This window comes from Leifsonia sp. NPDC058292, from assembly GCF_042880955.1.
Taxonomy (GTDB): Bacteria; Actinomycetota; Actinomycetes; order Actinomycetales; family Microbacteriaceae; genus Leifsonia.
Genome location: NZ_JBHVYL010000012.1, coordinates 35,430 through 56,598 on the forward strand (window position 1 = coordinate 35,430; position 21,169 = coordinate 56,598).

16 protein-coding genes are annotated in these 21,169 nt (G+C 68.0%); 4 read left to right on the plus strand and 12 right to left on the minus strand.

The window, feature by feature from the left end; all coding sequences use genetic code 11:
- Positions 1-18 precede the first annotated feature (18 nt).
- Positions 19-2,592 carry an alpha-glucan family phosphorylase gene (gene glgP, locus ACFVWR_RS08990; RefSeq protein WP_387210215.1) on the minus strand — a complete coding sequence of 858 codons (2,574 nt, stop codon included), beginning with the start codon at positions 2,590-2,592 and terminating at the stop codon, positions 19-21.
- Between the two features lie 147 nt (positions 2,593-2,739).
- On the opposite strand from glgP, the gene ACFVWR_RS08995 reads away from it, so the two are divergent.
- Positions 2,740-4,725 (plus strand): alpha-1,4-glucan--maltose-1-phosphate maltosyltransferase, encoded by a 1,986-nt coding sequence (locus ACFVWR_RS08995; RefSeq protein ID WP_387210306.1) that lies wholly within the window; start codon positions 2,740-2,742, stop codon positions 4,723-4,725.
- Entirely contained in the window at positions 4,725-6,935 is a 2,211-nt protein-coding gene (glgB, locus tag ACFVWR_RS09000) for a 1,4-alpha-glucan branching protein GlgB (protein WP_387210217.1), read from the plus strand. The genes ACFVWR_RS08995 and glgB overlap by 1 nt, the downstream gene beginning before the upstream one ends.
- On the opposite strand, the gene ACFVWR_RS09005 is transcribed toward glgB, so the two are convergent.
- Genes ACFVWR_RS09005 through ACFVWR_RS09015 form a run of 3 tightly spaced genes read right to left on the minus strand, consistent with a single transcriptional unit; the run spans position 6,916 to position 10,603 of the window.
- Complete coding sequence (locus ACFVWR_RS09005) at positions 6,916-7,701, minus strand: SDR family oxidoreductase (protein WP_387210219.1); 786 nt, start codon at positions 7,699-7,701, stop codon at positions 6,916-6,918. The genes glgB and ACFVWR_RS09005 overlap by 20 nt on opposite strands.
- Positions 7,702-7,760: 59 nt before the next feature.
- Positions 7,761-8,747, minus strand: coding sequence for a tetratricopeptide repeat protein (locus tag ACFVWR_RS09010; protein ID WP_387210221.1), 987 nt, complete (start codon positions 8,745-8,747; stop codon positions 7,761-7,763).
- Complete coding sequence (locus ACFVWR_RS09015) at positions 8,744-10,603, minus strand: hypothetical protein (protein ID WP_387210223.1); 1,860 nt, start codon at positions 10,601-10,603, stop codon at positions 8,744-8,746. Before ACFVWR_RS09015 ends, ACFVWR_RS09010 begins: the two co-directional genes overlap by 4 nt.
- Positions 10,604-10,798: 195 nt before the next feature.
- On the opposite strand from ACFVWR_RS09015, the gene ACFVWR_RS09020 reads away from it, so the two are divergent.
- Positions 10,799-13,504, plus strand: a complete 2,706-nt coding sequence (locus ACFVWR_RS09020; RefSeq protein WP_387210225.1) for a hypothetical protein — start codon at positions 10,799-10,801, stop codon at positions 13,502-13,504.
- Positions 13,505-13,525: 21 nt separating this feature from the next.
- Positions 13,526-14,563: an AI-2E family transporter gene (locus ACFVWR_RS09025; protein ID WP_387210227.1), complete on the plus strand. Its 1,038-nt coding sequence runs from the start codon at positions 13,526-13,528 to the stop codon at positions 14,561-14,563.
- Here ACFVWR_RS09025 and ACFVWR_RS09030 read toward each other — a convergent pair.
- The 8 genes from ACFVWR_RS09030 to pyrH all read right to left on the minus strand — a co-directional run bounded on the left by ACFVWR_RS09030 (position 14,526) and on the right by pyrH (position 21,060).
- Positions 14,526-15,266 carry an alpha/beta hydrolase gene (locus tag ACFVWR_RS09030; protein ID WP_387210308.1) on the minus strand — a complete coding sequence of 247 codons (741 nt, stop codon included), beginning with the start codon at positions 15,264-15,266 and terminating at the stop codon, positions 14,526-14,528. The two genes, ACFVWR_RS09025 and ACFVWR_RS09030, sit on opposite strands and share 38 nt — an antisense overlap.
- Before the next feature lie 28 nt (positions 15,267-15,294).
- Positions 15,295-15,594 (minus strand): hypothetical protein, encoded by a 300-nt coding sequence (locus tag ACFVWR_RS09035; RefSeq protein ID WP_387210229.1) that lies wholly within the window; start codon positions 15,592-15,594, stop codon positions 15,295-15,297.
- 21 nt (positions 15,595-15,615) lie between these two features.
- On the minus strand, positions 15,616-17,364 hold the full coding sequence (locus ACFVWR_RS09040; protein ID WP_387210231.1) for a cation:proton antiporter: 1,749 nt from the start codon (positions 17,362-17,364) through the stop codon (positions 15,616-15,618).
- Between the two features lie 31 nt (positions 17,365-17,395).
- Positions 17,396-18,001, minus strand: coding sequence for a lytic transglycosylase domain-containing protein (locus ACFVWR_RS09045; protein WP_387210233.1), 606 nt, complete (start codon positions 17,999-18,001; stop codon positions 17,396-17,398).
- Positions 18,002-18,130: 129 nt separating this feature from the next.
- Positions 18,131-18,679, minus strand: coding sequence for a DivIVA domain-containing protein (locus ACFVWR_RS09050; protein ID WP_387210234.1), 549 nt, complete (start codon positions 18,677-18,679; stop codon positions 18,131-18,133).
- A gap of 12 nt (positions 18,680-18,691) precedes the next feature.
- Positions 18,692-19,684 carry a phosphatidate cytidylyltransferase gene (locus tag ACFVWR_RS09055; RefSeq protein WP_387210236.1) on the minus strand — a complete coding sequence of 331 codons (993 nt, stop codon included), beginning with the start codon at positions 19,682-19,684 and terminating at the stop codon, positions 18,692-18,694.
- A 22-nt stretch (positions 19,685-19,706) separates the two neighbouring features.
- The gene (frr, locus tag ACFVWR_RS09060; RefSeq protein WP_387210238.1) at positions 19,707-20,261 is read right to left on the minus strand and encodes a ribosome recycling factor; all 555 of its coding nucleotides are present in this window, start codon (positions 20,259-20,261) and stop codon (positions 19,707-19,709) included.
- Between the two features lie 85 nt (positions 20,262-20,346).
- Positions 20,347-21,060: a UMP kinase gene (pyrH, locus tag ACFVWR_RS09065; RefSeq protein ID WP_387210240.1), complete on the minus strand. Its 714-nt coding sequence runs from the start codon at positions 21,058-21,060 to the stop codon at positions 20,347-20,349.
- Positions 21,061-21,169: the final 109 nt, after the last annotated feature.

Below are 21,169 nucleotides of genomic sequence, written 5' to 3' on the forward strand. Positions count from 1 at the left end.
GAGCCGGGGGCGGCCCGGCTAGGACGCCACCGCGACCAGGCCGAGCTCCGCCGCCCCGAGGAGCAGTTCGTTCTTGGGCACCACGCGCACCGTATAGCCGAACGCCCCGGCCCAAGCGAGCTGAACCGTGCCGCGGTATTCGCGTGCCACGGAGGGGTCATCGGATGCGGGGCCGTCGACGTCGACGCTGAGGGCTGCGTGGCGCACATCCGTCAGCTCGTCGCCGTCATGACTCCGCCCGTAGACGACCTGCACCTCGACCTCGTCGGGGTGCAGCCCATTCAGGTTGATCAGGGCGCGAACGTGCAGTTCGTCGCCGACCTGCGGCACCGCATCCACCCCGCCCGACTCGACATGAGCGACGTTCACACCGGGCCAGGCGGCACGCACCCGCTGCTTCCACGCCGACAGACCGCGAGCGGCCATGAAGCCGTCGGCGGTGAGACGACGCTCGTAGCCGGTCGCGGGAACGTACAGCCGGTTCACGTACTCGCGCACCATGCGTTCGGCGCTCAACTCCGGCGACAGCGTCGAGAGCGTGTGACGGATCTGCGCGACCCAGGCTTCGGGAACGTTGTCTCCGTCACGGTCGTAGAAGCGCGGTGCGATCTGGTTCTCGATGAGGTCGTACAGCGCCTCCGCCTCCAGGGCGTCGCGCTCTGCGCCGTCTCCCGCGGCATCCGCAGACGGGATCGCCCAGCCGTTCTCACCGTCGTAGAACTCGTTCCACCAGCCGTCGAGGATGGACAGGTTGAGCGCACCGTTCAGAGCCGCCTTCATGCCCGACGTGCCGCACGCCTCCAGTGGCCGCAGCGGGTTGTTCAGCCAGATGTCGGTTCCCGGGTAGAGCAGCTGCGCCATGCCGATGTCGTAGTCGGGCAGGAACACCATGCGGGTGCGGATGTCGGGCTCCGACGCGAACTGCACCAGCTTCTGGATGAGGCGCTTGCCCTCGTCGTCCGCGGGATGCGACTTGCCGGCGATGACGATCTGCACCGGACGGTCGGGGTTCAGCAGGATGGCGCGCAGGCGTTCCGGATTGTGCAGCATGAGCGTCAAGCGCTTATAGGTCGGCACCCGGCGCGCGAAGCCGATGGTGAGCACCGACGGGTCGAGGAGGTCGTTCATCCATGCCGGAGCGACTCCACCCGGGTTCTGGCTCCCCCAGGCCGCGCTGAGGCGGCGGCGCGCGTCTTCGACGAGTTGCTCCCGCATCCTCGTGCGCACAGACCAGAGGTCGAGGTCGCTGACCGCGCCGCTGTTCGCCCAGTCGGCGGTCGTCGTGTCGTCGGTGCCGAGCCTCTCCTCGGCGAGCGCGCGCAGCATCGGGTCCGTCCAGGTCGGCGCGTGCACACCGTTCGTGACCGAGTCGATCGGCACCTCGTCGGGGTCGAACCCCGGGTACAGACCGTTGAACATGTGGCGGCTGACATCACCGTGCAGCTGAGAAACGCCGTTGGCGTGCTGACCGAGACGCAGGCCCATGACCGCCATGTTGAACACATCCGGCGACCCGTCGGGATAGTCTTCCGCGCCGAGCGCGAGAACGTCCTGGGCGGAGACGCCGGGCAGCAGGTCGGTGGAGAAGTACTGCTGCACGAGCGGTCGCTCGAAGCGGTCGATTCCGGCAGGCACAGGCGTGTGCGTCGTGAACACGGTTCCCGCGCGCACGACCTGCAGCGCCTCGTCGAATGTGAGCCCCTCGCCGATCAGGTCGGAGATGCGCTCCAGACCCAGGAACCCGGCGTGACCCTCGTTGGTGTGGAACACCTCCGGCTCGGGGAAACCGGAGAGATCCGTCCAGGCCTTGATGGCGCGCACGCCGCCGATCCCGAGCAGGAGCTCCTGCAGGAGACGGTGCTCTCCCCCGCCGCCGTAGAGCCGGTCGGTCACGGAGCGCAGGCGTTCCTCGTTCTCGGGGATGTCGGTGTCGAGCAGGAGCAACCGCACGCGCCCCACAGCCGCCTGCCACACGCGGGCGTGCAGCACCCCGTTCGGAAGGGCGAGCGTGATCTGCACGGCCGTGCCGTCCGGATTGCGCAGCACCGACAGCGGCAGACCGTCCGGATCGAGCACCGGGTAGCTCTCGAGCTGCCAGCCGTCGGGGGTGATCGCTTGCGAGAAGTATCCGGACCGGTAGAAGAGGCCGACGCCGATCAGGGGCACGCCGAGATCGCTGGCCGCCTTCAGGTGATCGCCGGCGAGGATCCCCAGTCCGCCGGAGTACTGCGGCAACGCGGCCGCGATGCCGAACTCGGGCGAAAAGTAGCCGATCGACTTCGGCGCCGACCCGTCGAGCGACTGGTACCAGCGCGACTCCGTGAGGTAGGCGCGCAGGTCTTCTCGCAGGTGGTTCGCCCAGTCCACATAGCCCTGATCCGCAGCGAGCTCCGCAAGCCTGGACGGGTCCACTGCTCCGAGCAGGGCGATCGGATCGTGCCCGACCTTCTGCCACAGTTCCGGGGAGATGCGCGCGAACAACTGCCTGGTCGGCTCATGCCACGACCAGCGCAGATTGCCGGCGAGCTCCTCCAGCGCTCCGAGGTCGTCGGGAAGAACTGCACGGACGGTGAATCTACGAATGGCCTTCACGAGGTTCAGCCTAAGGGAGGCCGCGTTACGCCGAAGACACCGATCCCCTAACAAGTGGTGTGAGTGTACGGTCGGGATGTGGCAAAGAGCGCAACGAGCATCCAAGCACCCGACAAGCAGCCGGCAGCAGAGCCCGAATTCGCACCCCTGCTCGGTCGAATCCCCATACTGGGACTGTCTCCCCAGGTCGACGACGGCCAGTGGCCGGCGACGGCGTTCAGCGGCGAGGTGGTCCCCTTCCGGGCGACCGCGTTCCGCGAAGGACACGATCTGATCGGCGTCGATCTGCTGCTCCTCGACCCGGCGGGCGAGCAGACCGAGCACAGGATGCACCCCATCGAGCCCGGAACCGACCGGTGGGAGGCCCTCGTGCAGCTGGAGGCCGAGGGGATGTGGCGCTACCGCATCCAGGCGTACGCAGACGAGTTCGCCACCTGGAAGCACAACGCCGAGGTCAAGGTGCCCGCCGGCATCGACGTCGAGCTCATGTTCACCATCGGCCACGACATCATCGTGCGCGCCGCAGCCGACAAGCGCCGCAGCACGGCCGAGCGCCGTCACCTCACCGAGGCCGGCAAGGTCGTCGCGGCGACGGCCCGACCAGTCGAGGAGCGCCTCGCTGCCGCCCTCGATCCCCGCATCGTCGGCATCCTGCGGGATCGTCCCGTCGTGAGCCTTCCGACGCTCTCCCCGACCCGGAGCGTGCTGGTCGAGCGCACGCGTGCCGGAGTCGGCAGCTGGTACGAGTTCTTTCCCCGCTCCGAGGGAGCGAAGAAGCTCGCGGACGGCTCCTGGAAGTCCGGCACCTTCCGCACCGCGGCCAAGCGGCTCCCCGAGATCGCGGCGATGGGTTTCGACGTGGTGTACCTGCCGCCCATCCATCCGATCGGGCACAGCTTCCGCAAGGGCCCGAACAACACCCTCGACGCCGGCCCCAACGACCCGGGCTCACCCTGGGCCATCGGCTCGGCCGAGGGCGGCCACGACGCCATCCACCCCGACCTCGGCGGCGAGAAGGACTTCACGTACTTCCTCGGCAAGGCCAAGCAGTCCGGACTCGAGGTCGCCCTCGACCTGGCCCTGCAGGCGTCGCCCGACCACCCGTGGGTGACCGAGCATCCCGAGTGGTTCACGACGCTTCCGGACGGCTCGATCGCCTACGCGGAGAACCCGCCGAAGAAGTATCAGGACATCTACCCGATCAACTTCGACAACGATCCGATCGGCCTCCGCACCGAGATCCTCCGCATCGTGCGCTACTGGATGTCGCTCGGCGTGCGCATCTTCCGGGTCGACAACCCGCACACGAAGCCTCTCGCCTTCTGGGAGTGGCTCATCCGCACCGTCAACGAATCCGACCCGGACGTGGTCTTCCTCGCCGAGGCGTTCACCCGCCCGGCGATCCTCCACACGCTCGCCAAGGCGGGCTTCCAGCAGTCGTACACGTATTTCACCTGGCGCAACACGAAGGAGGAGCTGGAGGAGTTCCTCACCGGCCTCGCCGACGAGACCGCCGACTTCCTGCGGCCGAACCTGTTCGTGAACACGCCGGACATCCTCACCGAGTACCTGCAGTTCGGTGGCGCCGCGGCGTTCAAGGTGCGCGCCGCCATCGCCGCCACGGCGGCGCCGACCTGGGGTGTGTACTCCGGGTACGAACTGTTCGAGAACGTCGCCCGCCCTGGCGCCGAAGAGGCGATCGACAACGAGAAGTACGAGTACCGGCCGCGCGACTACGCCAAGGCGCAGACGCTCGGCCGCTCGCTCGCGCCGTACCTCACGATGCTGAACCGTGCCAGGAGCGAGCACTCCGCCCTCCGGCAGTTGCGCAACCTGCACGTGCACGCGAGCGACGACGACTCGATCCTCGTTTACTCGAAGTATCTCGCCGGTGAGTTCACGCGCAGCGGTCTTCCGGATGCGATCATCGTCGTCGCGAACGTCGACCCGCACTCGGTGCGCGAGACGACCGTGCACCTCGACGTTGCCCGCTTCGGGGTGCGCCCAGGCGAGCAGTTCGAGGTCAAAGACATCGTCACCGGAGCGCGCTGGACGTGGGGCGCCGACAATTACGTGCGGCTCGACGCGTTCACCGAGCCCGTGCACATCCTGAGCGTGAAGGTGGGTTCCTGATGGCTCCGATTCCCGAGGGCGCGGCAGCGCTCAGTCTGCCGACCATCGACGACGGTCTGCTCTACGCCGTCTCCGTCGGCAGCTACCACGACCCGCACGCCGTGCTCGGACAGCATCCGGCGGCCGCGTCGGGCGTCACCGATCCTGTCACCGTGATCCGCACGCTCCGGCCGCTCGCCAGCGAGGTCTCAGCGGTGCTCTCCACCGGCGCGCGCATCGAGCTCGCGCATCTCGCGCACGGCATCTGGCAGGGCGTCGACATCGTCGGCGGCGACGGCTACCGAATCGAGGCACGCTACCCTGACGGCTCCGTCTGGACGGCAGACGATCCCTACCGGTTCGCGCCCACGATCGGCGAACTCGACCTGCACCTGATCGGCGAGGGCCGGCATGAGCAGCTCTGGTCGGCGCTCGGTGCCCACGTCCGCGAGATCGACGGTGTGCGCGGCACCGCCTTCACCGTGTGGGCTCCCCACGCCCGCGCTGTGCGCGTCGTCGGCGAGTTCAACGGATGGGACGGCACTCAGCACGCTCTGCGCTCCATGGGACCGACCGGCGTCTGGGAGATCTTCGTCCCCGAGGTCGGCGCCGGCGCGATCTACAAATTCGACCTGCTCGGCGTCAACGGCGCCTGGGTGCGTCGCGCCGATCCGATGGCCAGGGCGGCGGAGATCCCACCGGCCACGGCATCCGTCGTCACGGAGCGCGGGCACGCCTGGAACGACGGCGACTGGATGCAGCAGCGCAGCAGCACCGACGTGCACGCCGGCCCGATGAGCGTGTACGAGCTGCACTTCGGCAGCTGGCGCCCGGGGCTGGGCTACCGCGAGGCAGCCGACCAGCTCATCGACTACGTCGGCGCTCTCGGCTACACGCACGTCGAGTTCCTGCCGCTGTCGGAGCATCCGTTCGGCGGCTCGTGGGGTTACCAGGTCACCGGATACTACGCGCCGACGAGCCGTTTCGGCTCCCCCGACGACCTGCGGTACCTGATCGACCGGCTCCACCAGGCCGGCATCGGCGTGCTCCTCGACTGGGTGCCCGGACACTTCCCCAAAGACGAGTGGGCGCTCGCGAACTTCGACGGCCAGCCGCTCTACGAGCACGGCGACCCCCGCCGCGGCGAGCAGAAGGACTGGGGAACGCTCGTCTTCGACTTCGGCAACTCGCAGGTGCGCAACTTCCTCGTCGCCAACGCGCTCTACTGGCTCGAAGAGTTCCACATCGACGGGCTGCGGGTCGACGCGGTCGCCTCGATGCTGTACCTCGACTACTCCCGCGAGGAGGGCGAGTGGGTGCCGAACATCCACGGCGGCCGGGAGAACCTGGAGGCCATCGGCTTCCTCCAGGAGGTCACGGCGACCTCGTACAAGCGCAACCCCGGCACGGTGATGATCGCCGAGGAGTCCACGAGCTGGCCCGGCGTCACCGCGCCGACATCGAGCGGCGGGCTGGGCTTCGGCCTGAAATGGAACATGGGCTGGATGCACGACTCGCTGCAGTACATCCAGGAAGACCCGATGTACCGCAGCTACCACCACAGCGAGATCACGTTCTCGTTCGTCTACGCGTTCAGCGAGAACTTCATGCTGCCGATCAGCCACGACGAGGTCGTGCACGGTAAAGGCTCATTGCTCGGCAAGATGCCGGGCGACCATTGGCAGCAGCTCGCGAACGTGCGGGCGTTCCTCGCGTTCATGTGGTCGCATCCGGGCAAGCAGTTGCTCTTCATGGGCCAGGAGTTCGGGCAGCCGTCGGAGTGGAGCGAAGAGCGTGGCCTCGACTGGTGGATCCTCGACCAGCCGAGCCATCGCGGGCTCTGGGATCTCGTCGCTCAGCTGAACGCCCTCTACCGCGAGCATCCGGCTCTTTGGCAGCTCGACAACGACCCGGCAGGGTTCGACTGGCTCGACGGGTCGGATGCCGCCGGAAACGTCGTCTCCTTCCTCCGCTGGGACAGGGAGGGCAACCCAATCGCCGTGCTGATGAACTTCTCGGGCAACCCGCACGGCGAGTACCGCATCGGGCTGCCGTTCGCGGGCGAATGGGAAGAGCTGCTCAACACCGACGCCGAGGCCTTCGGCGGTTCGGGGGTCGGCAACCTCGGCTCGGTCACGGCGGTCGATGAGCCGTGGGGCGGCCGACCCGCGTCGGCTGTGCTCACACTGCCGCCGCTCGGCGGTCTGTGGCTCAGGCCACGGTCGAGCTGAGCCACTCCGAGTAGCCGAGCCCGTCGATCGCGTTCTCCGGCACGAGGTTCTCCCCCGCCCGCCAGGATGCGCCGATCGCGCCGGGCAGCCGGGTCGCGACGATCGCGCCCCGCGCTCCGGTGGCCGACTTCCACTGTTCGGCGAGAGCGCGAGACGTCTCGATGCGCGGGCCTCCGACGGTGCGCGTGTCCGCTTCGCCCCGCCCTTCCGCGGCGTCGACGAGCAGTCGCGCGACATCGCTGACGGCGATCGGCTGGAGACTGATCTTGGCCGGTGCGGGGATCAGCCCGAATCGCGCACCACGTCGGAAGAACGATGTGACGAAGTCGTGGAACTGGGTCGTACGCAGGATGCGGGTCTCCAGCGGCGAGGCGATGTAGTTGTTCTCCTGCGCCGTCTTCGCCCGGTAGTACTTGTAGGCCGACAGGTCGACGTTCGCGATCGAGAGCAGCACCGCCCGGTGCACTCCGAATCTCGCTGCCGTGTGCAGGAGGTTCTGCGAACCGAAGGCGAGCACGTGGGAGGCATCGCGGCCCATCCCGTTCGTCGCGTCGATGAACACATCCGCTCGCTCGAGCGCCTCTTCGAGCCCGTCGCCCGTGACGACATCGGCGGAGCGGTACTGGACCCCGGGCACGTACTCGGCCGCGTCTTCGTTCGGCACGCGGCGACTCGCGACGACGACCTCGTGGCCCCGCGCCAGCGCTTCGACGGTGACGGCTCGCCCGGCGAGCCCGGTGCCACCCATGACGAGGACCCGCGGCATTCAAGCCTCCCGGCTGGATCGAGACGAGTGCGAGTGCTGATCCGGCGTCACCGGCTCGCTCAGTAGAGCAGCGACGTCAGCCTAGCTCGCGCCTTGGTGACGCGCGGGTCGTCCACACCGACAATCTCGAAATAGTCGAGCAGGCGGGCGCGCACGCTGTTCTTGCCCGGCGCATCCATCGACGGGAAGAGTGAGAGGAGACGGTCGAACGCGTCATCGACGTGCCCGCCCGACAGGTCGAGGTCGGCCACCAGAAGCTGCGCGTCGAGGTCTGTCGGATTCGCGGCGGCCGTGGCGCGGATGTCGTCGAGCGTCCTGCCGTCGAGACGCGCCAGCAGGCTCACCTGAGCGAGGCCGGCGACCGCCATCGCATCCCTCGGGTCCTGCGCGATGGCCGTCTTGTACTCGGCGATGGCGGTGTCGTAGTCGCCGCGCTCGATCGCCTCGTAGGCCTCGGCGTGGTGCGGCGGCAGTGGAGCGGGTGCCGGCTCGGCCGCCGCTTCGCCGTCGGCGGTCTCGTCGGGCGCGCCCTCAACGGCGGCTCGGCCCGTCACACCGTTCTGAGCGGCCAGTTGCAGCAGCTGCTCGAACACATCGCGGATCTGCGCCTCGGGGATGGCTCCGGCGAAGAGCTGCACCGGCCGGCCACCGATCACAGCGGCGACCGCGGGAACGGACTGCGCCTGGAACGCCTGAGCGAGCTGCGGGTTGGCCTCGACGGCGACCTTCACCAGCACGAGGCTGCCGTCGTAGTCCTTGACCACGCGCTCGAGAACGGAGGAGAGCTGGGTGCTCGGTTCGCTCCACTCGGCCCCGAGGTCCACGACGACCGGCACTGTCATCGACAGATCGAGGAAGTCGTTGAAGTTCGCGTCGGTGCCCTCGAAGTAGAGGCTCGGCAGCGGCACCGTGCCGTCACCGGATGCGGAATCGCCGTTCGCCGCGGGCGACGCGGCGGGCTGGCCGGATGTCATGGCCCGGTTCACAAGCGAGCTGAGGTCGACGGCGCCGCGAAGGCTCATCGGGTTCGGCTGGATGTCGCTCATTGCACTTCCTTGATCGCGGTCAGCCCCTGGGCGAACCCCAGGAGGGTGATGGGGTCTGTCGAACCGGCGGGCGGCACGTAGAACGCCAGCTGATAGCTGTAGGTCATCTGCACACCGGTCTTGCTCGACGATGCACCGAGCAGCGCTTCGGCGGCTCCACCGGCGGTGAGCGTCACCTCGGCTCCGGCCTCGACCACCTTCGTGGTCTCGAACTCGTTGAGGGTGGTCCACACGATGGCACCCGAGTTGTTCGTCGCCATCGCGATGGTCTTGTCGGCCGGAACCTCGTTGGTGTACTCGAGCGAGGCCGTCTTCGACAGGTTCGCCTTGGCCTTCGCCTTGTAGTCGGAGCCGACGGCCGTGCGGAGCGAGTCCCCCTTGGCCTCGAACAGCGGATACGACTTGCTGGCCTGGCCGTTCATCAGGATGTCCCCGTAGGCGGCGGCCACATCCTTCGGCGGCATCTTCAGCAGTTTGGAGTCGGGCGGCACAACCGCGGCGCCGATGCTCGCCGGAGCGAGATCGGGCACGGTGACATCCGGTTCGAGCGAGATCGCGTAGTCGACCAGGTAGTTGTCGCGCGGCGACTTCTGCACGAGCGCGAGCGCGACCGGCGCCTTCGACTTGTCGTCGGAGCGCATCACCGTCGTTACCACGCGCGGCCAGCTGTCCGTCGCCTGCGGCAGAGTGACCTGGAACGGCCCGGAGGTGATCGGAGGAAGAACGGGCTCATCCGCCTTCTTGGCCCGGATGGCGTAGTTGGCCTGGCGCAGCTGGAGCGCGGGCCCCGTGAGACGGGTCGCCGCCAGTGTGGCATCGGCCTTCGTGTCGGCGTTTGTGATCACCGTCGAGACGCGCTTCATGATGCCTTCGAGCTGCGGGACCGTGACGGCCGGAGGCGTCACGTCTTTCGCCTTGGGCAGATCGGTGGCGATCGGTGTGGCGGTCGGCACCGGGGTCGCCTTCGGCTGCACGAACAGGTCGCTGCATCCGGTGAGCGCGATGGCGCCAACCAGCACGACGGGGATGGCGACCATGGCACGCCTGGTCGACCTGCGACCCTTGGGCGTGGCTTCGACGGCCTTCGACGGCTTGTACTTGGGCGCCTTGGGGAGTTTCGGCATCTTGGGTCCGCCCTTCCGGCGGGGTCCGCGGGCTTTGCGGTGGGAGTAGAGGCCCCAGAGGTAGAGCCCGAGGCCGATGACGAGGAGGCCGAGGCCGCCGATGATCAACGGCGCCGACCAGGGAGTGCTGGTGTCGAGCGGCCAGACGAGGCGGATCTGATCGGGCGCCGGCTTCGTCCCGTCTGTGGCGACGATGACGCTCACCGTGTCGGGCACGTTCATGCGCGTGAGCGTGGCGTCGTCCCCGTCGAACTCCTCGAGCCAGAGGTCGGAGCCCTTGGGGTTCGGACCAGCCGTGGTCGCCGTCTTGCCGGGGGTGGCCGTCGGGGTGGGAGTCGCAGTCGGGGTGGGAGTGGCGGTCGATCCGTCGCCCGAGCCGCTGGCGCCCCCTCCGTCGTCGTCCGCTTTGACGAGCCGCGACTTCAGCGCGACATCAGCCTTGTCGTACGAGACCTTCGCGTAGGTCTCATCGCCGAGCCAGGCCATGACATCGGCCGTGCGGCCGTACGCGACGACCTGATCCTTGGCCGGTGCACCGGCGATCGTGAGCGTCTGCTGCCCGACATGGGAGTTGAGCACGCTTCCGTCGATCACCACGAAGCGGGGGTCGCCCGTCACGGTCGTCGACACAGACACCTGCGACGGGGGTGCGAACACCGTCCGCTGGGCTATTCCCACAGCGATCATGACGGCCGCCACGACGAACGCGACGATGGCAAGTACGAAACGCAAGCAAGCTCCTTCTGTGTTGCCCCCGGGTGCACGGGCGGGCACAGTCAATAAACGATACAAGGTGACCCTGGGAGGGTCCTAACCGTTGGCTGCATGGATGCGCCCACGCCGATGCGCCGCACATCCGCAAAATGTAAGATCGTCGTCGGTGCCGCAGCGATGCTCGGCGCCCACGAAACTTCCAGGAGACGAACTGTGGCCACCGACGAATCGAACTTCACCCAGGTCTTCCGCGGGTATGACAAGGATGAGGTCGACAAGGCTCTGCAGGAGAGCCGTCGCGAACTCATCAAGTCGAACACCCAGGCTGCTGAGGCCGCCAAGGAGATCAAGCGGCTGCAGGCCAGAGTCGAAGAGCTGAACGCGGAGATCGAGGAGGTCGGCAGCCCCACCTTCTCCGGCCTCGGCACCAAGCTGGAGAACACCCTCCGGGTCGCCGAGGAGCAGTCCACACGTCTCATCGCGCAGGCCGACATCGACGCCGAGAAGCTGCGCAACGGCGTCGCCGCCGACATCGAGAAGATCAAGACCTCCGCGACGCAGCAGGCCGAGCGCGTTCTCGCCGACGCGCGCGCCCGCGCGACGACCGCTCTCGAAGACGCTCAAATCGAGGCGGCGGAGATCCTCGCCAAGGCGAACTCCGACAAGGAGTCGCTGGTCACGGATGCCCTCCGCGAGGCGGCGGCGATCCGCGGCGCCGTCGCGACCGAGGCCGCAGAGCTCCGGGCGACGAGCAAGCGCGAGTCCTCCGCCGTGCGCGCCGAGGCCGACCGCGAGGCGGCCGAGCTCAAGGTCGTCGCCAGCCGCGAGGCAGAGGCCGCACGGGCCGAGGCCGCACAGCTCGGCCACGAGATCGAGACCAACCGCGCCGAACTCACCGCAGCGTTCGCGGCCGACCGGGCCGCTTTCGAGCGCGAGTCCGAGCAGACGCGTCTCGACCTGCAACGTCAGGTCGCCGAGGCCACGAACGCCATCGAGGCCGAGCAGAGGTCGACCAGGGATGCGCTGGCCGCCGAGGCAGCGCAGACCCGCGCCGACCTCGCCGCCGAGGTCGAGGCCCAGCGTGCCGCGCTCAGCGCCGCCGCCGCGCAGACGCACGCCGATCTCGAAGCCGAGTCCAAGGCCACCCGCCTGGCCCTGCAGACCGAGGTCGAACAGACGAAGGAAGCCCTGGCCGTCGAGGTCTCGCAGACCCGCGGCGAACTCGCCGCCGACGTCGAACAGACCCGCAGCGCGCTGAACGACGAGGTCACCCGCACCAAGTCGGAACTCGTCGACGAGGTCACCCGCACCAAGTCGGAGCTGTCGCAGGAGGTCGTGCGCACCAAGAGCGCCCTCGACGACGAGGTCGCACGGAGGACGTCCCAGCTCAACGACACCGTCGAGCGAACCGAGAGCGAACTGGCCGACAAGGTCGCCCGTACCGAGAGCGAACTCGCCGACAGGGTGCTCCAGGCGACGACCGCTCTCGAAGCGGAGGTCACTCAGACCAAGGCCCGGCTCGAATCCGACCGCAGCACGACGGCGGCGAGCCTGGCCGCCGACCGGGAGCAGACGGCGAAAGATCTGGCGGCCGAGATCGAGGAGGCGCGGGCCGAGCTCGCCGCCCGCGCCGATCGTCAGCGGCGCGAACTGGATGCCGAGGCCGCCCAGTTGCGGGCGGAGCTCGCCGCCGAAGTCGACTCCACGCGCAGTGAACTCACCGAGCAGGTCGCCCGGGAGCGGGCCGCTGCCGCGACCGAGATCGAGAACGCCCGAACAGAACTCACCGCCGAAGTGACTGCGACGCAGGCCGCGCTCGCGGCCGAGGTCGAGCAGACGAGATCAGCCCTCGCCGCCGAGGTCGAGCAGACGAAGTCGGCGCTCGAAGCCGAGGTCACCCAGACCAAGTCGGCGCTCGAAGCCGAGGTCACCGAGACGAAGTCCGCCCTCGAAGCCGAAGTCACCCAGACCAAGAAGGCGCTCGAAGCCGAGGTCACCGAGACGAAGTCCGCCCTCGAAGCCGAGGTCACCCAGACCAAGTCCGCACTGGCCGCCGAGGTCGAACAGACGAAGTCCTCGCTCGCGGAGGAGACCGAACGCACCCAGACCACGCTCGCCGAGGATGTGCGTCGCACCGCCGTCGACCTCGCCGACCAGCGCGAGTCGACCGCGAACGAGCTCGCCGACGATCGTGAGCAGCAGCGCATCGCACTGGACAAAGAGGCCGAGGAGACCCGCGTCGCCCTGGCCGACGAGACCGAGCAGGCCCGCGTCGCCCTCGACCGGGACACGGCCGAAGCGCGTGCTGAACTCGCGCGCGAGGCTGCGGAGGCGCGCACGGCGCTCGAGACCGAGATCGCCGACCGTCGCAGCGCGTTCGAGCAGGAGAGCGTCGCGGCGCGCAGCGCGCTCGACACCGAGCTCACGGCGGCCCGCCGACGTGCCCTCGAAGAGATCGAGGCGAAGTCGCGCGAGATCGAGCAGGCGCGCATCGACCTCGACGTCGAGCTCAAGGCACGGCGTGATGAGGCGGAGAAGGACTACCTCGCTCGTCACCAGGAGGCCGTCGCCCAGACGCAGAAGTACCTCGACGAGGCCAACCAGCAGCTCGCCGAGGCCGTCAAACGAACCACACAGGCCCGCACGGAGGCAGACACCTTCGACGCCGAAGCCCGCAAGACCGTGAAGTCGGCCCGCAAAGACGCCGAGCGCATCGCGGCCGAGATCGTCGAAGCCGCCGACGACCGCGCGTCCGCCCTGGTCGCCGAGGCGGAAGAGCGCACGCAACGCCTCGTGGCCGACGCCGAGGAGCGGCTGGCGCAGATTAGGATTGAGCGCGAGGCCGTCGCCGGCTACTTCGAGAACCTGCGGGGCGTGCTTCAGCAGGCGGAGAAGGTCTCGGCAGACGGCAACAGTTAGCGCGCCACCGAGGGGAACACAGTGAAGATCCAGAATCCGTTCCGCGTCGGCCTCATCGGAACCCTCGGTGTCGGCCTCGGCTTTCTCATCCTGACGTCGATCGTCAATCTCGCGACGATCATCACGTACATCGGAGCCGCCCTCTTCATCGCGCTCGGCATCGAGCCGCTCATCTCGTTTCTCGAGCGTCGCAAGTTTCCGCGCTGGGCGGCCCTGGTCGTCGCGCTCGTGGTCATCCTCGGCGCGTTCGCCGGCTTGATCTGGGCGATCGTCCCGGTCGCCGTCGACCAGCTCACGCAGTTGATCAACGGCATCATCACCTGGGTGAACAGCGGTACGGCCGAGCAGTGGTTCGCGAGCCTTCAGCAACAGTTCCCAGGTGTCATCAACGACACGAACATCAGCGCGGTGACCGACTGGTTGCAGAAGAACCTGCCGAACATCACCGGCCAGATCGTTCAGACCGGTGTCGGCATCGTCTCCGGCGTCTTCGGCGCGATCATCGTGATCATCCTCACCATCTACTTCACCGCGTCGCTGCCGAGCCTCAAGCGCGCCACCTACCAGCTGGTGCCGGCTTCGAAGCGGGCCCGTTTCTCCGACCTCGGCGACCAGGTCACCGACTCCGTCGGCAAGTACGTCATGGGCCAGTTCGCCCTCGCGCTCACCAACGGCGTGCTGAGCCTGATCTTCCTCAGCATCATCGGTGCCAAGTTCCCGATCCTGCTGGCGTCCGTGGCGTTCTTCTTCTCGCTGATCCCGCTCGTCGGCACCATCACCGGGTCCGTGATCATCACGGCGGTGTGTCTGCTCGCCGGGCCGGCGACCGCCATCGCCGCCGGCATCTACTACATCATCTACATGCAGGTCGAGGCATACGTGCTCAGCCCGCGCATCATGAGCCGTGCCGTCGCGGTGCCCGGCGCCCTCGTGGTCGTCGCCGCGCTCGCCGGCGGCACACTGCTCGGCATCCTCGGCGCGCTGATCGCGATTCCCTTCGCCGCGTCGATCCTGCTGATCATCAAGCAGGTCGTGATTCCCCGCCAGAACGAGCTGTAGGCCACTCGGTCGGAAGGGGCAGCGCCGCGTGGTTCACCCGCGCGACGATCTCGTCGAGCACCCGCCTGGTCTGGGTCTCCCCCACCCACAGGTGCTTTCCTCCGGGCACGTCCACCAGCTCGATCTGCGGCAACGGTGCGAACCGCTCGGCGGCCGCGTCGGGCTTGAGGTAGTCGTCGTGCTCAGGGATGAGCGCGACGATCGGGCGCGGATCCCCCGCCCACGACGCCAGATGTTCGGGCTTCGCGCGATGAAGAGGCGGCGAGAGCAGGATGACGCCGTCCACCGGGAACTCGCGTCCGTACATAAGCGCCAGCTCGGTGCCGAAGGACCATCCGACGAGCCAGGGATGCGGCAGTCCGCGCTCGGCGACGAACGCCATCGCGGCCTCGACGTCGTAGCGTTCCTCGACACCGTGAGAGAACTCGCCCTCGCTCGTGCCCCTCGGCGACTTGGTGCCCCGCGTGTTGAACCGCAGCACCGCGATGTCGGCGAGGGCGGGCAACCGCCCGGCCGCCTTGCGCAGGATGTGCGAGTCCATGAAGCCGCCTCCGGTCGGCAGCGGATGCAGGGTGACGAGGGTCGCCACCGGCGGCCTCTCGAGCGGGCTGGCGAGTTCGCCGACGAGCGTCAGACCGTCGCGGGTGTGCAGCTCGATGTCTTCGCGCCGAGCCGGGAGCTCGACGCCGCCGCGGATCTCGATCGGCTCTGTCGTCACGTCGTCGTCTCTCCTAGCTGATCTTCCAGCACCGGTCGTGCCAGTGCCGTCTCGCGGCGATGTCCGCCTGGTCGCCCAGTACTCCGTCGGCACGCCAGGCCACCAGATGCGCGACGCCCGCCGCGATCTCCTGACCGCATCCGGGGCACGCGTAGGTCTTCTGGGCCTGCGCGGCAGACACCGGCTGCACATTCCAGAGCACGCCGCGCTTCACCTCGGTGCGGCGCCAGCCCGACATCAGCCGGGAGAGGTCGAGCGGCTCATCATCCCCGGAGCCGCTCTGGCGATCCCTCGGACGATTGCTGCGCGGCATGGGTCAAGTCTAGAACGCCGCTCACGCGTCTTTCTCTCGCTGCGCCATGCGCGACTCGTCGAAGTCGAGCATCTGCTGAGCCTTGGTGAGGATGCGCGAGGGATAGTTGCCCCGGCTGCGTGCCTCCAGCAGCGCCGCCCGCTCGGCGTCGAGCACCACCGTCTTCAGCGCCCGGTATTGCTGATGGGGACCGACGGTCTCCTCCGCCGAGTCGTCGAACTCGACGCGCTCCCATTCGGCCTCCACCCGCAACAGCGTGTCTTTGCGAACGCGTTCGACCACGACGTCGTCGATCTCCTGGCCCTCCGCGAGGGCGATCTGGGGCTTCTCCAGCGCGGACAGACCCGCCTCGCTCAGCTCTTCGAGAAGCGTTGCGAGTTCGCGGCGGTCGGCAGCGGCATCCGAACCCTGCACCTTCAGCAGGCGGATGACCAGCGGGAGGGTTCCGCCTTGAACCAGCAGCGTCACGAGCGCGACGACGAAGGCGATGAGGATGAGCTGATAAGCGTACGGCGAGTCGCGCGGGAGCGTCTGCGCGGCAGCGAGCGTCACCACGCCGCGCATCCCCGCCCAGGTCAGCACGGCGCCGCCCCGCCAGCCGATCGAGCCCTCCTGCATGTCGGTGATGTCAGCCGAGCGTCGTTCGAAGTAGCGGGTGACACGGCTCCAGCGGCGGTGGTCGCGCTCCGTCTCAGGCCCCGGGCGGTCTTTCAGCCTGTCCATCCCGTCGTCGAGGCGGTCGCGCAACGTGGCGGCCTTCGACTGATTGGCGCGCAGCCGCAGCACGATCGGCACGACGAAGAGACCACGGATGAGGAGGAGAAGAACGCAGATCATCAGGCCGAGCAGCAGGCAGCCCCAGACGTCGAGGTTCGACGGATGCGTCTCCACCGCCGTCACGATGGCCTTCAGCTGCACGCCCATCACGAGGAAGACGCCGTTCTCGAGGATGAACTGCACGGTGCGCCAGTTGAGACGTTCGGCTATCCGCGCCTGCGCGTTGAACTTGCGGGCCGCGTTGTGTCCCGTGTACAGACCGGCGACGACGACCGCAAGCACCCCGGAGGCCTCGAGCGTCTCCGCGGGGATGAACGCGATGAACGGCACCGCAAACGACATCGCGGTCTCGAGCACCGGATCGTTCAAGCGCGACCGCACGAACACGGTCACGATGCCGACCACCAGCCCGATCGCGATCGCGACCACGACCGAGAGCACGAAGTGACCCGCGATCTCACCGATGTTCACCGCCGCGGCCGCAGCCGTCGCGGCGACCGCCGACTTGAGCAGCACCAGCGCCGATGCATCGTTGACCAGGCTCTCCCCTTCGAGCACCGTCACGATCCGCGCCGGGAGGCCGAGACGTTTCGCGATCGCGGTGGCCGCCACCGCATCCGTCGGGCTCACGACAGCGCCGAGCGCGATACCGGCCGCGAGGTTCAGCTCGGGGAGGATCATGAACAGGATGAACCCGATGATCAGGGCGGTGACGATCACGAGCACGACCGACAGGGCCGAGATGGTGCCCAGGTTGCGCCGGAAATCCATCAGCGGAACCTGGATCGCCGCCGAATACAGCAGCGGCGGCAGAACGGCCGTGAGGATGATCCACGGCGGGATCTCGATGTCATCGGGAACGACCGGCAGATAGGAGATCGCGACGCCGACGACGACGAGCACGATCGGTGTCGCCACCCCCAACTGCTTGGAGAAGGCGGACACGGCGACGAGCACGATGATCCCCACGACACCGAGCAGCGCGAACTCCATGGCTCAACGCTACTAGCAGCTCGCTAGAGGGTCAGTACCAGCCCTCGTTCTCGGAGTGGTCCCACGCGCCGCACGGGGTGCCGTAGCGACCCTGGATGTAGCCGAGCCCCCAGGCGATCTGCGTCGAGGCGTTCGTCTGCCAGTCGGCGCCGGCCGAGGCCATCTTGCTGCCGGGGAGAGCCTGCGGGATGCCGTATGCACCGCTGCTGGCGTTGTAGGCGTACACGTTCCAGTGGGACTCGCGGTTCCACAGCGAGACGAGACAGTTGTACTGGTCGTCGCCCCAGCCTCGCGCCTGCACTGCCGCGTAGCCCGCGGCCTGCGCCGAACCGGGATCGGGTGTACCGGCCGCCGGTGCCCCACTCGACGACGCCTGGGCCGTCGCCTTCGGAGGAGCGACGATGACCGGCTTCGGCTTCTCCTTGATCGACACCGACTCGCGGGTGACGCTCACAGTGTACGAGCCGGGCGCCGTGGCCGACTGCACCGGAGCGGCGCCGAAGCGAGAGGTGGTCAGCACGGTGTCGGCATAAGCCGGCGTCGCCGCGGAACCCGAGTACGGGTCGACCACGTTGACGAGCGTGAACCCGACCGCCGCGGTGAACGCGAATCCGATGAGCACTGCCCTCGACCGCACATGGGGTCGCCTGACCGCCACGCCGACCGGGTTGGCCGGAGACAGCGGAACAATCTCTGCTTCTCGTCTACCCACGATCACAGAACCATAACGGACGAATCGCGAACTGCCAAGGCAGCGCATCCACTTTCAGCGAACAGCCAGCATCACATCCGTCACGCTATCGAGGAGCAGGTCGACCTGCGATTCGCGGTATCCGCCGCGCTGCGGGCGGAAAGTGATGGTGCGCACTTCGTCGACACCCATCGGCTTGGCGTCCTGGAAATAGCGCACCAAGCGGCCGGCGAACCTGTCGACGTCCGCACGGTTGTAGCCGTACGTGAAGATGCTCACCCGGTCGAAGCGGTGACCGAGCGGGCGCGCGAGGCGGTTGAGCACGACCTGCGCCGTCGTGCGGGCCTCCTCGAACCAGACGGCCTCGCCCTTGGCCGCTCGGGCCGCGTCGCGCTCCCGGGCCGCGAATGCGTCTTCCAGGCGCTCCAGGGCCGCATCCACGTGAAGGGTCGAGTATCCGCCCTTCCGCAGCGGGAAGGCGGTGTGACGGATGTCGGCGGCCGTCAGAGTGGCGGCCGTCGCGTCGTCGCCGTCATAGGCGAGGCGGGCGGTCTTCAGAAACTCGTCGACCTGCTCGGTGTCGTAGCCGAGCTTCGATTTTCGAGTCAGGGGGAAAGTGCTCACTCCCCCATTGTGTCATCCGAAGATGAGGAACAACGCGTAGGTGGCGGCCGCCGAGGGGAGGATGGAGTCCAGCCGGTCGAGGAAGCCGCCGTGACCGGGCAGCCACGAGCTCATGTCTTTGATGCCGAGATCGCGTTTGATGAGCGATTCGGCGAGGTCGCCCAGAGTCGCCGTCAGCAGGATGACCAGGCCGAACACGACGCCGAACCACCACGGCTCCCCCACCATGAAGATCGACAGCAGCACGCCGGCCACCACGCTGACCAGCGCCGCACCGGCGAAGCCCTCCCAGGTCTTCTTCGGGCTGATGGTCGGGGCCATCGGATGCCGGCCGAACGAGAGACCGCTGACGTACGCCCCCGTGTCCACCGCGATGACGAGAACGATGAACGCCAGCACCCACCACTCACCGCCGTCTTCGGCGAGAAGCAGGATGGCGAAGCTCGCGAGCAGCACCACGTAGAGCTGCACCAGAGCGGCGGAGCCCAGGTCGCGCAGCAGCTGCTTGTTGCCGCCATCGCTCGGCCTGGCCGCCTGCTCGACGAGTCGCCACACCCAGACGAGCAGGATGCCCGCGGCCAGCGACACCAGTTGGCCACCGGCGTGGAAGTAATAGGCAGCGGGAACGATGGCGACGGCCGCGACGACCGTCGGGATGCGCGGCACCCGGCGTCCGGCGCCCCGGAAAGCCTGCGTGAGCTCGAACGCGGCGAAACCGGCGGTGGCCGCCGCGATCACCATGAAGAGTTCCTTCACGAAGATCAGGCTGAACAGCATCAGCAGGCCGAACGCCAGACCGATCAGGATCGCGAGGATCAGATTGCGCCCGGTGCGCGCCTCGATGCGTTCGTTCGTCGCATCCAGCTGCGCCTTGCGTGCCTGAACCTGGCGCTCCAAATCGGCCCGGGTCGCCTGTACCTGGGCTTTGAACTCCGCTTTCGACCCGGCACGGCCGCGCTTCGCCGGCGCCGGGGTCTCCGGGTCACCGGAAGTGCTGTTGCTCATGACGGTGCCTAGGCCTCGAAGGTCAGACCTCGAGGAGCTCGGCTTCCTTGCGCTTCAGCGCGTCGTCGACGGCGTCGACGTTGGCGCGGGTGAGGCTCTCGAGCTCCTTCTCGCCGCGGGCGACGTCGTCGTCTCCGACCTCGCTCTTCAGCGCGTCCAAGTCGTCCTTCGCCTTGCGCCGGATGTTCCGGATGGCGACCTTGGCGTCTTCGCCCTTGCTGCGAACCAGCTTGACGAACTCCTTGCGGCGCTCCTCCGTGAGCTCGGGCAGGGTGACGCGAACGATGTCGCCGTCGTTGCCGACGTTGGCCGACAGGTTCGGCATGTTCACGATCGCTTTCTCGATCTCCTTCAGCGCCGACTTGTCGTACGGCGTGACCAGGAGCACGCGGGCCTCGGGGTTCTGCAGGCCAGCGAGCTGCGCCAGCGGGGTCGGAGAGCCGTAGTAGTCGACGAGCAGCTTGAGGAACAGTGCCGGATTGGCGCGGCCGGCGCTCACCGTGCCGAAGTCGTCCTTCGCCGCCTCCACGGTCTTGCTCATGCGCTGGCTGGCGTCGGAAATCACATCCGCGATCACGGTCTCTCCTTCAATCGGTGAATCGGTGTCTAGTCTAGAGCCCGCTCGTCGGCGGGCGGTGCCGCAGCGACCGCGGCCGGCGGCCTCAGCCGAGCAGGGTGCCGATCTCCGCGCCCAGGATGGCAGCGGTGACGTTGCCGGCCGGCTCGATCCCGAAGATGCGCATCGGCATGCCGTTGTCCATGCAGAGGCTCAGCGCGGTCGAGTCGACGGCCTTGAGGTTCTGCTGCAGAGCCTCCTGGTGGGTGATCTGGTCGATCTTGCGGGCGTCCGGGTTCTTGCGAGGGTCGTCGTCGTACATCCCGTCGACGCCGTTCTTGGCGACGAGCACGACATCGGCCTCGATCTCGAGCGCGCGCTGCGCGGCGACGGTGTCTGTCGAGAAGTACGGCAGGCCGGCTCCGGCGCCGAAGATCACGACGCGCCCCTTCTCCAGGTGGCGCTCGGCGCGACGAGGGATGTAGGGCTCGGCGACCTGGGTCATCGCGATCGCCGACTGCACGCGCGTCTCCGCACCCGCCTGCTCGAGGAAGTCCTGGAGGGCGAGCGAGTTCATGACTGTGCCGAGCATCCCCATGTAGTCGGCACGCCCGCGGTCCATGCCGCGCTGCGAGAGTTCGGCGCCGCGGAAGAAGTTGCCCCCGCCGACGACGATGGCGATCTCGACGTCTTTCGCGGCCTCCGCGATCTCGCGCGCGATGGCGCTGACGATGTCGGGGTTGACCCCGAGCTGTCCCCCGCCGAAAGCCTCACCCGAGAGTTTGAGAAGAACCCTGCGCCTCTTGTTCGATTCCGACATGCGTGTGTGAGTCCTTCCGTTGGCCGAGTCTCTTCAAAGCTAGTGGGTGTGTGCCCTGAGTGAGGGCAGAGGCTTACTGCCGGGCACACAGAAAAGGAGTCCGGATCGA

Excerpts from the sequence above, each read along its gene's own strand:
- ACFVWR_RS09040 (WP_387210231.1), bottom strand. The coding sequence starts at position 17,364 with ATGGAGTTCGCGCTGCTCGGTGTCGTGGGGATCATCGTGCTCGTCGCC.
- pyrH (WP_387210240.1), bottom strand. The coding sequence starts at position 21,060 with ATGTCGGAATCGAACAAGAGGCGCAGGGTTCTTCTCAAACTCTCGGGT.
- ACFVWR_RS09035 (WP_387210229.1), bottom strand. The coding sequence starts at position 15,594 with ATGCCGCGCAGCAATCGTCCGAGGGATCGCCAGAGCGGCTCCGGGGAT.
- ACFVWR_RS09005 (WP_387210219.1), bottom strand. The coding sequence starts at position 7,701 with ATGCCGCGGGTCCTCGTCATGGGTGGCACCGGGCTCGCCGGGCGAGCC.
- glgB (WP_387210217.1), top strand. The coding sequence starts at position 4,725 with ATGGCTCCGATTCCCGAGGGCGCGGCAGCGCTCAGTCTGCCGACCATC.
- ACFVWR_RS09055 (WP_387210236.1), bottom strand. The coding sequence starts at position 19,684 with ATGAGCAACAGCACTTCCGGTGACCCGGAGACCCCGGCGCCGGCGAAG.
- ACFVWR_RS09010 (WP_387210221.1), bottom strand. The coding sequence starts at position 8,747 with ATGAGCGACATCCAGCCGAACCCGATGAGCCTTCGCGGCGCCGTCGAC.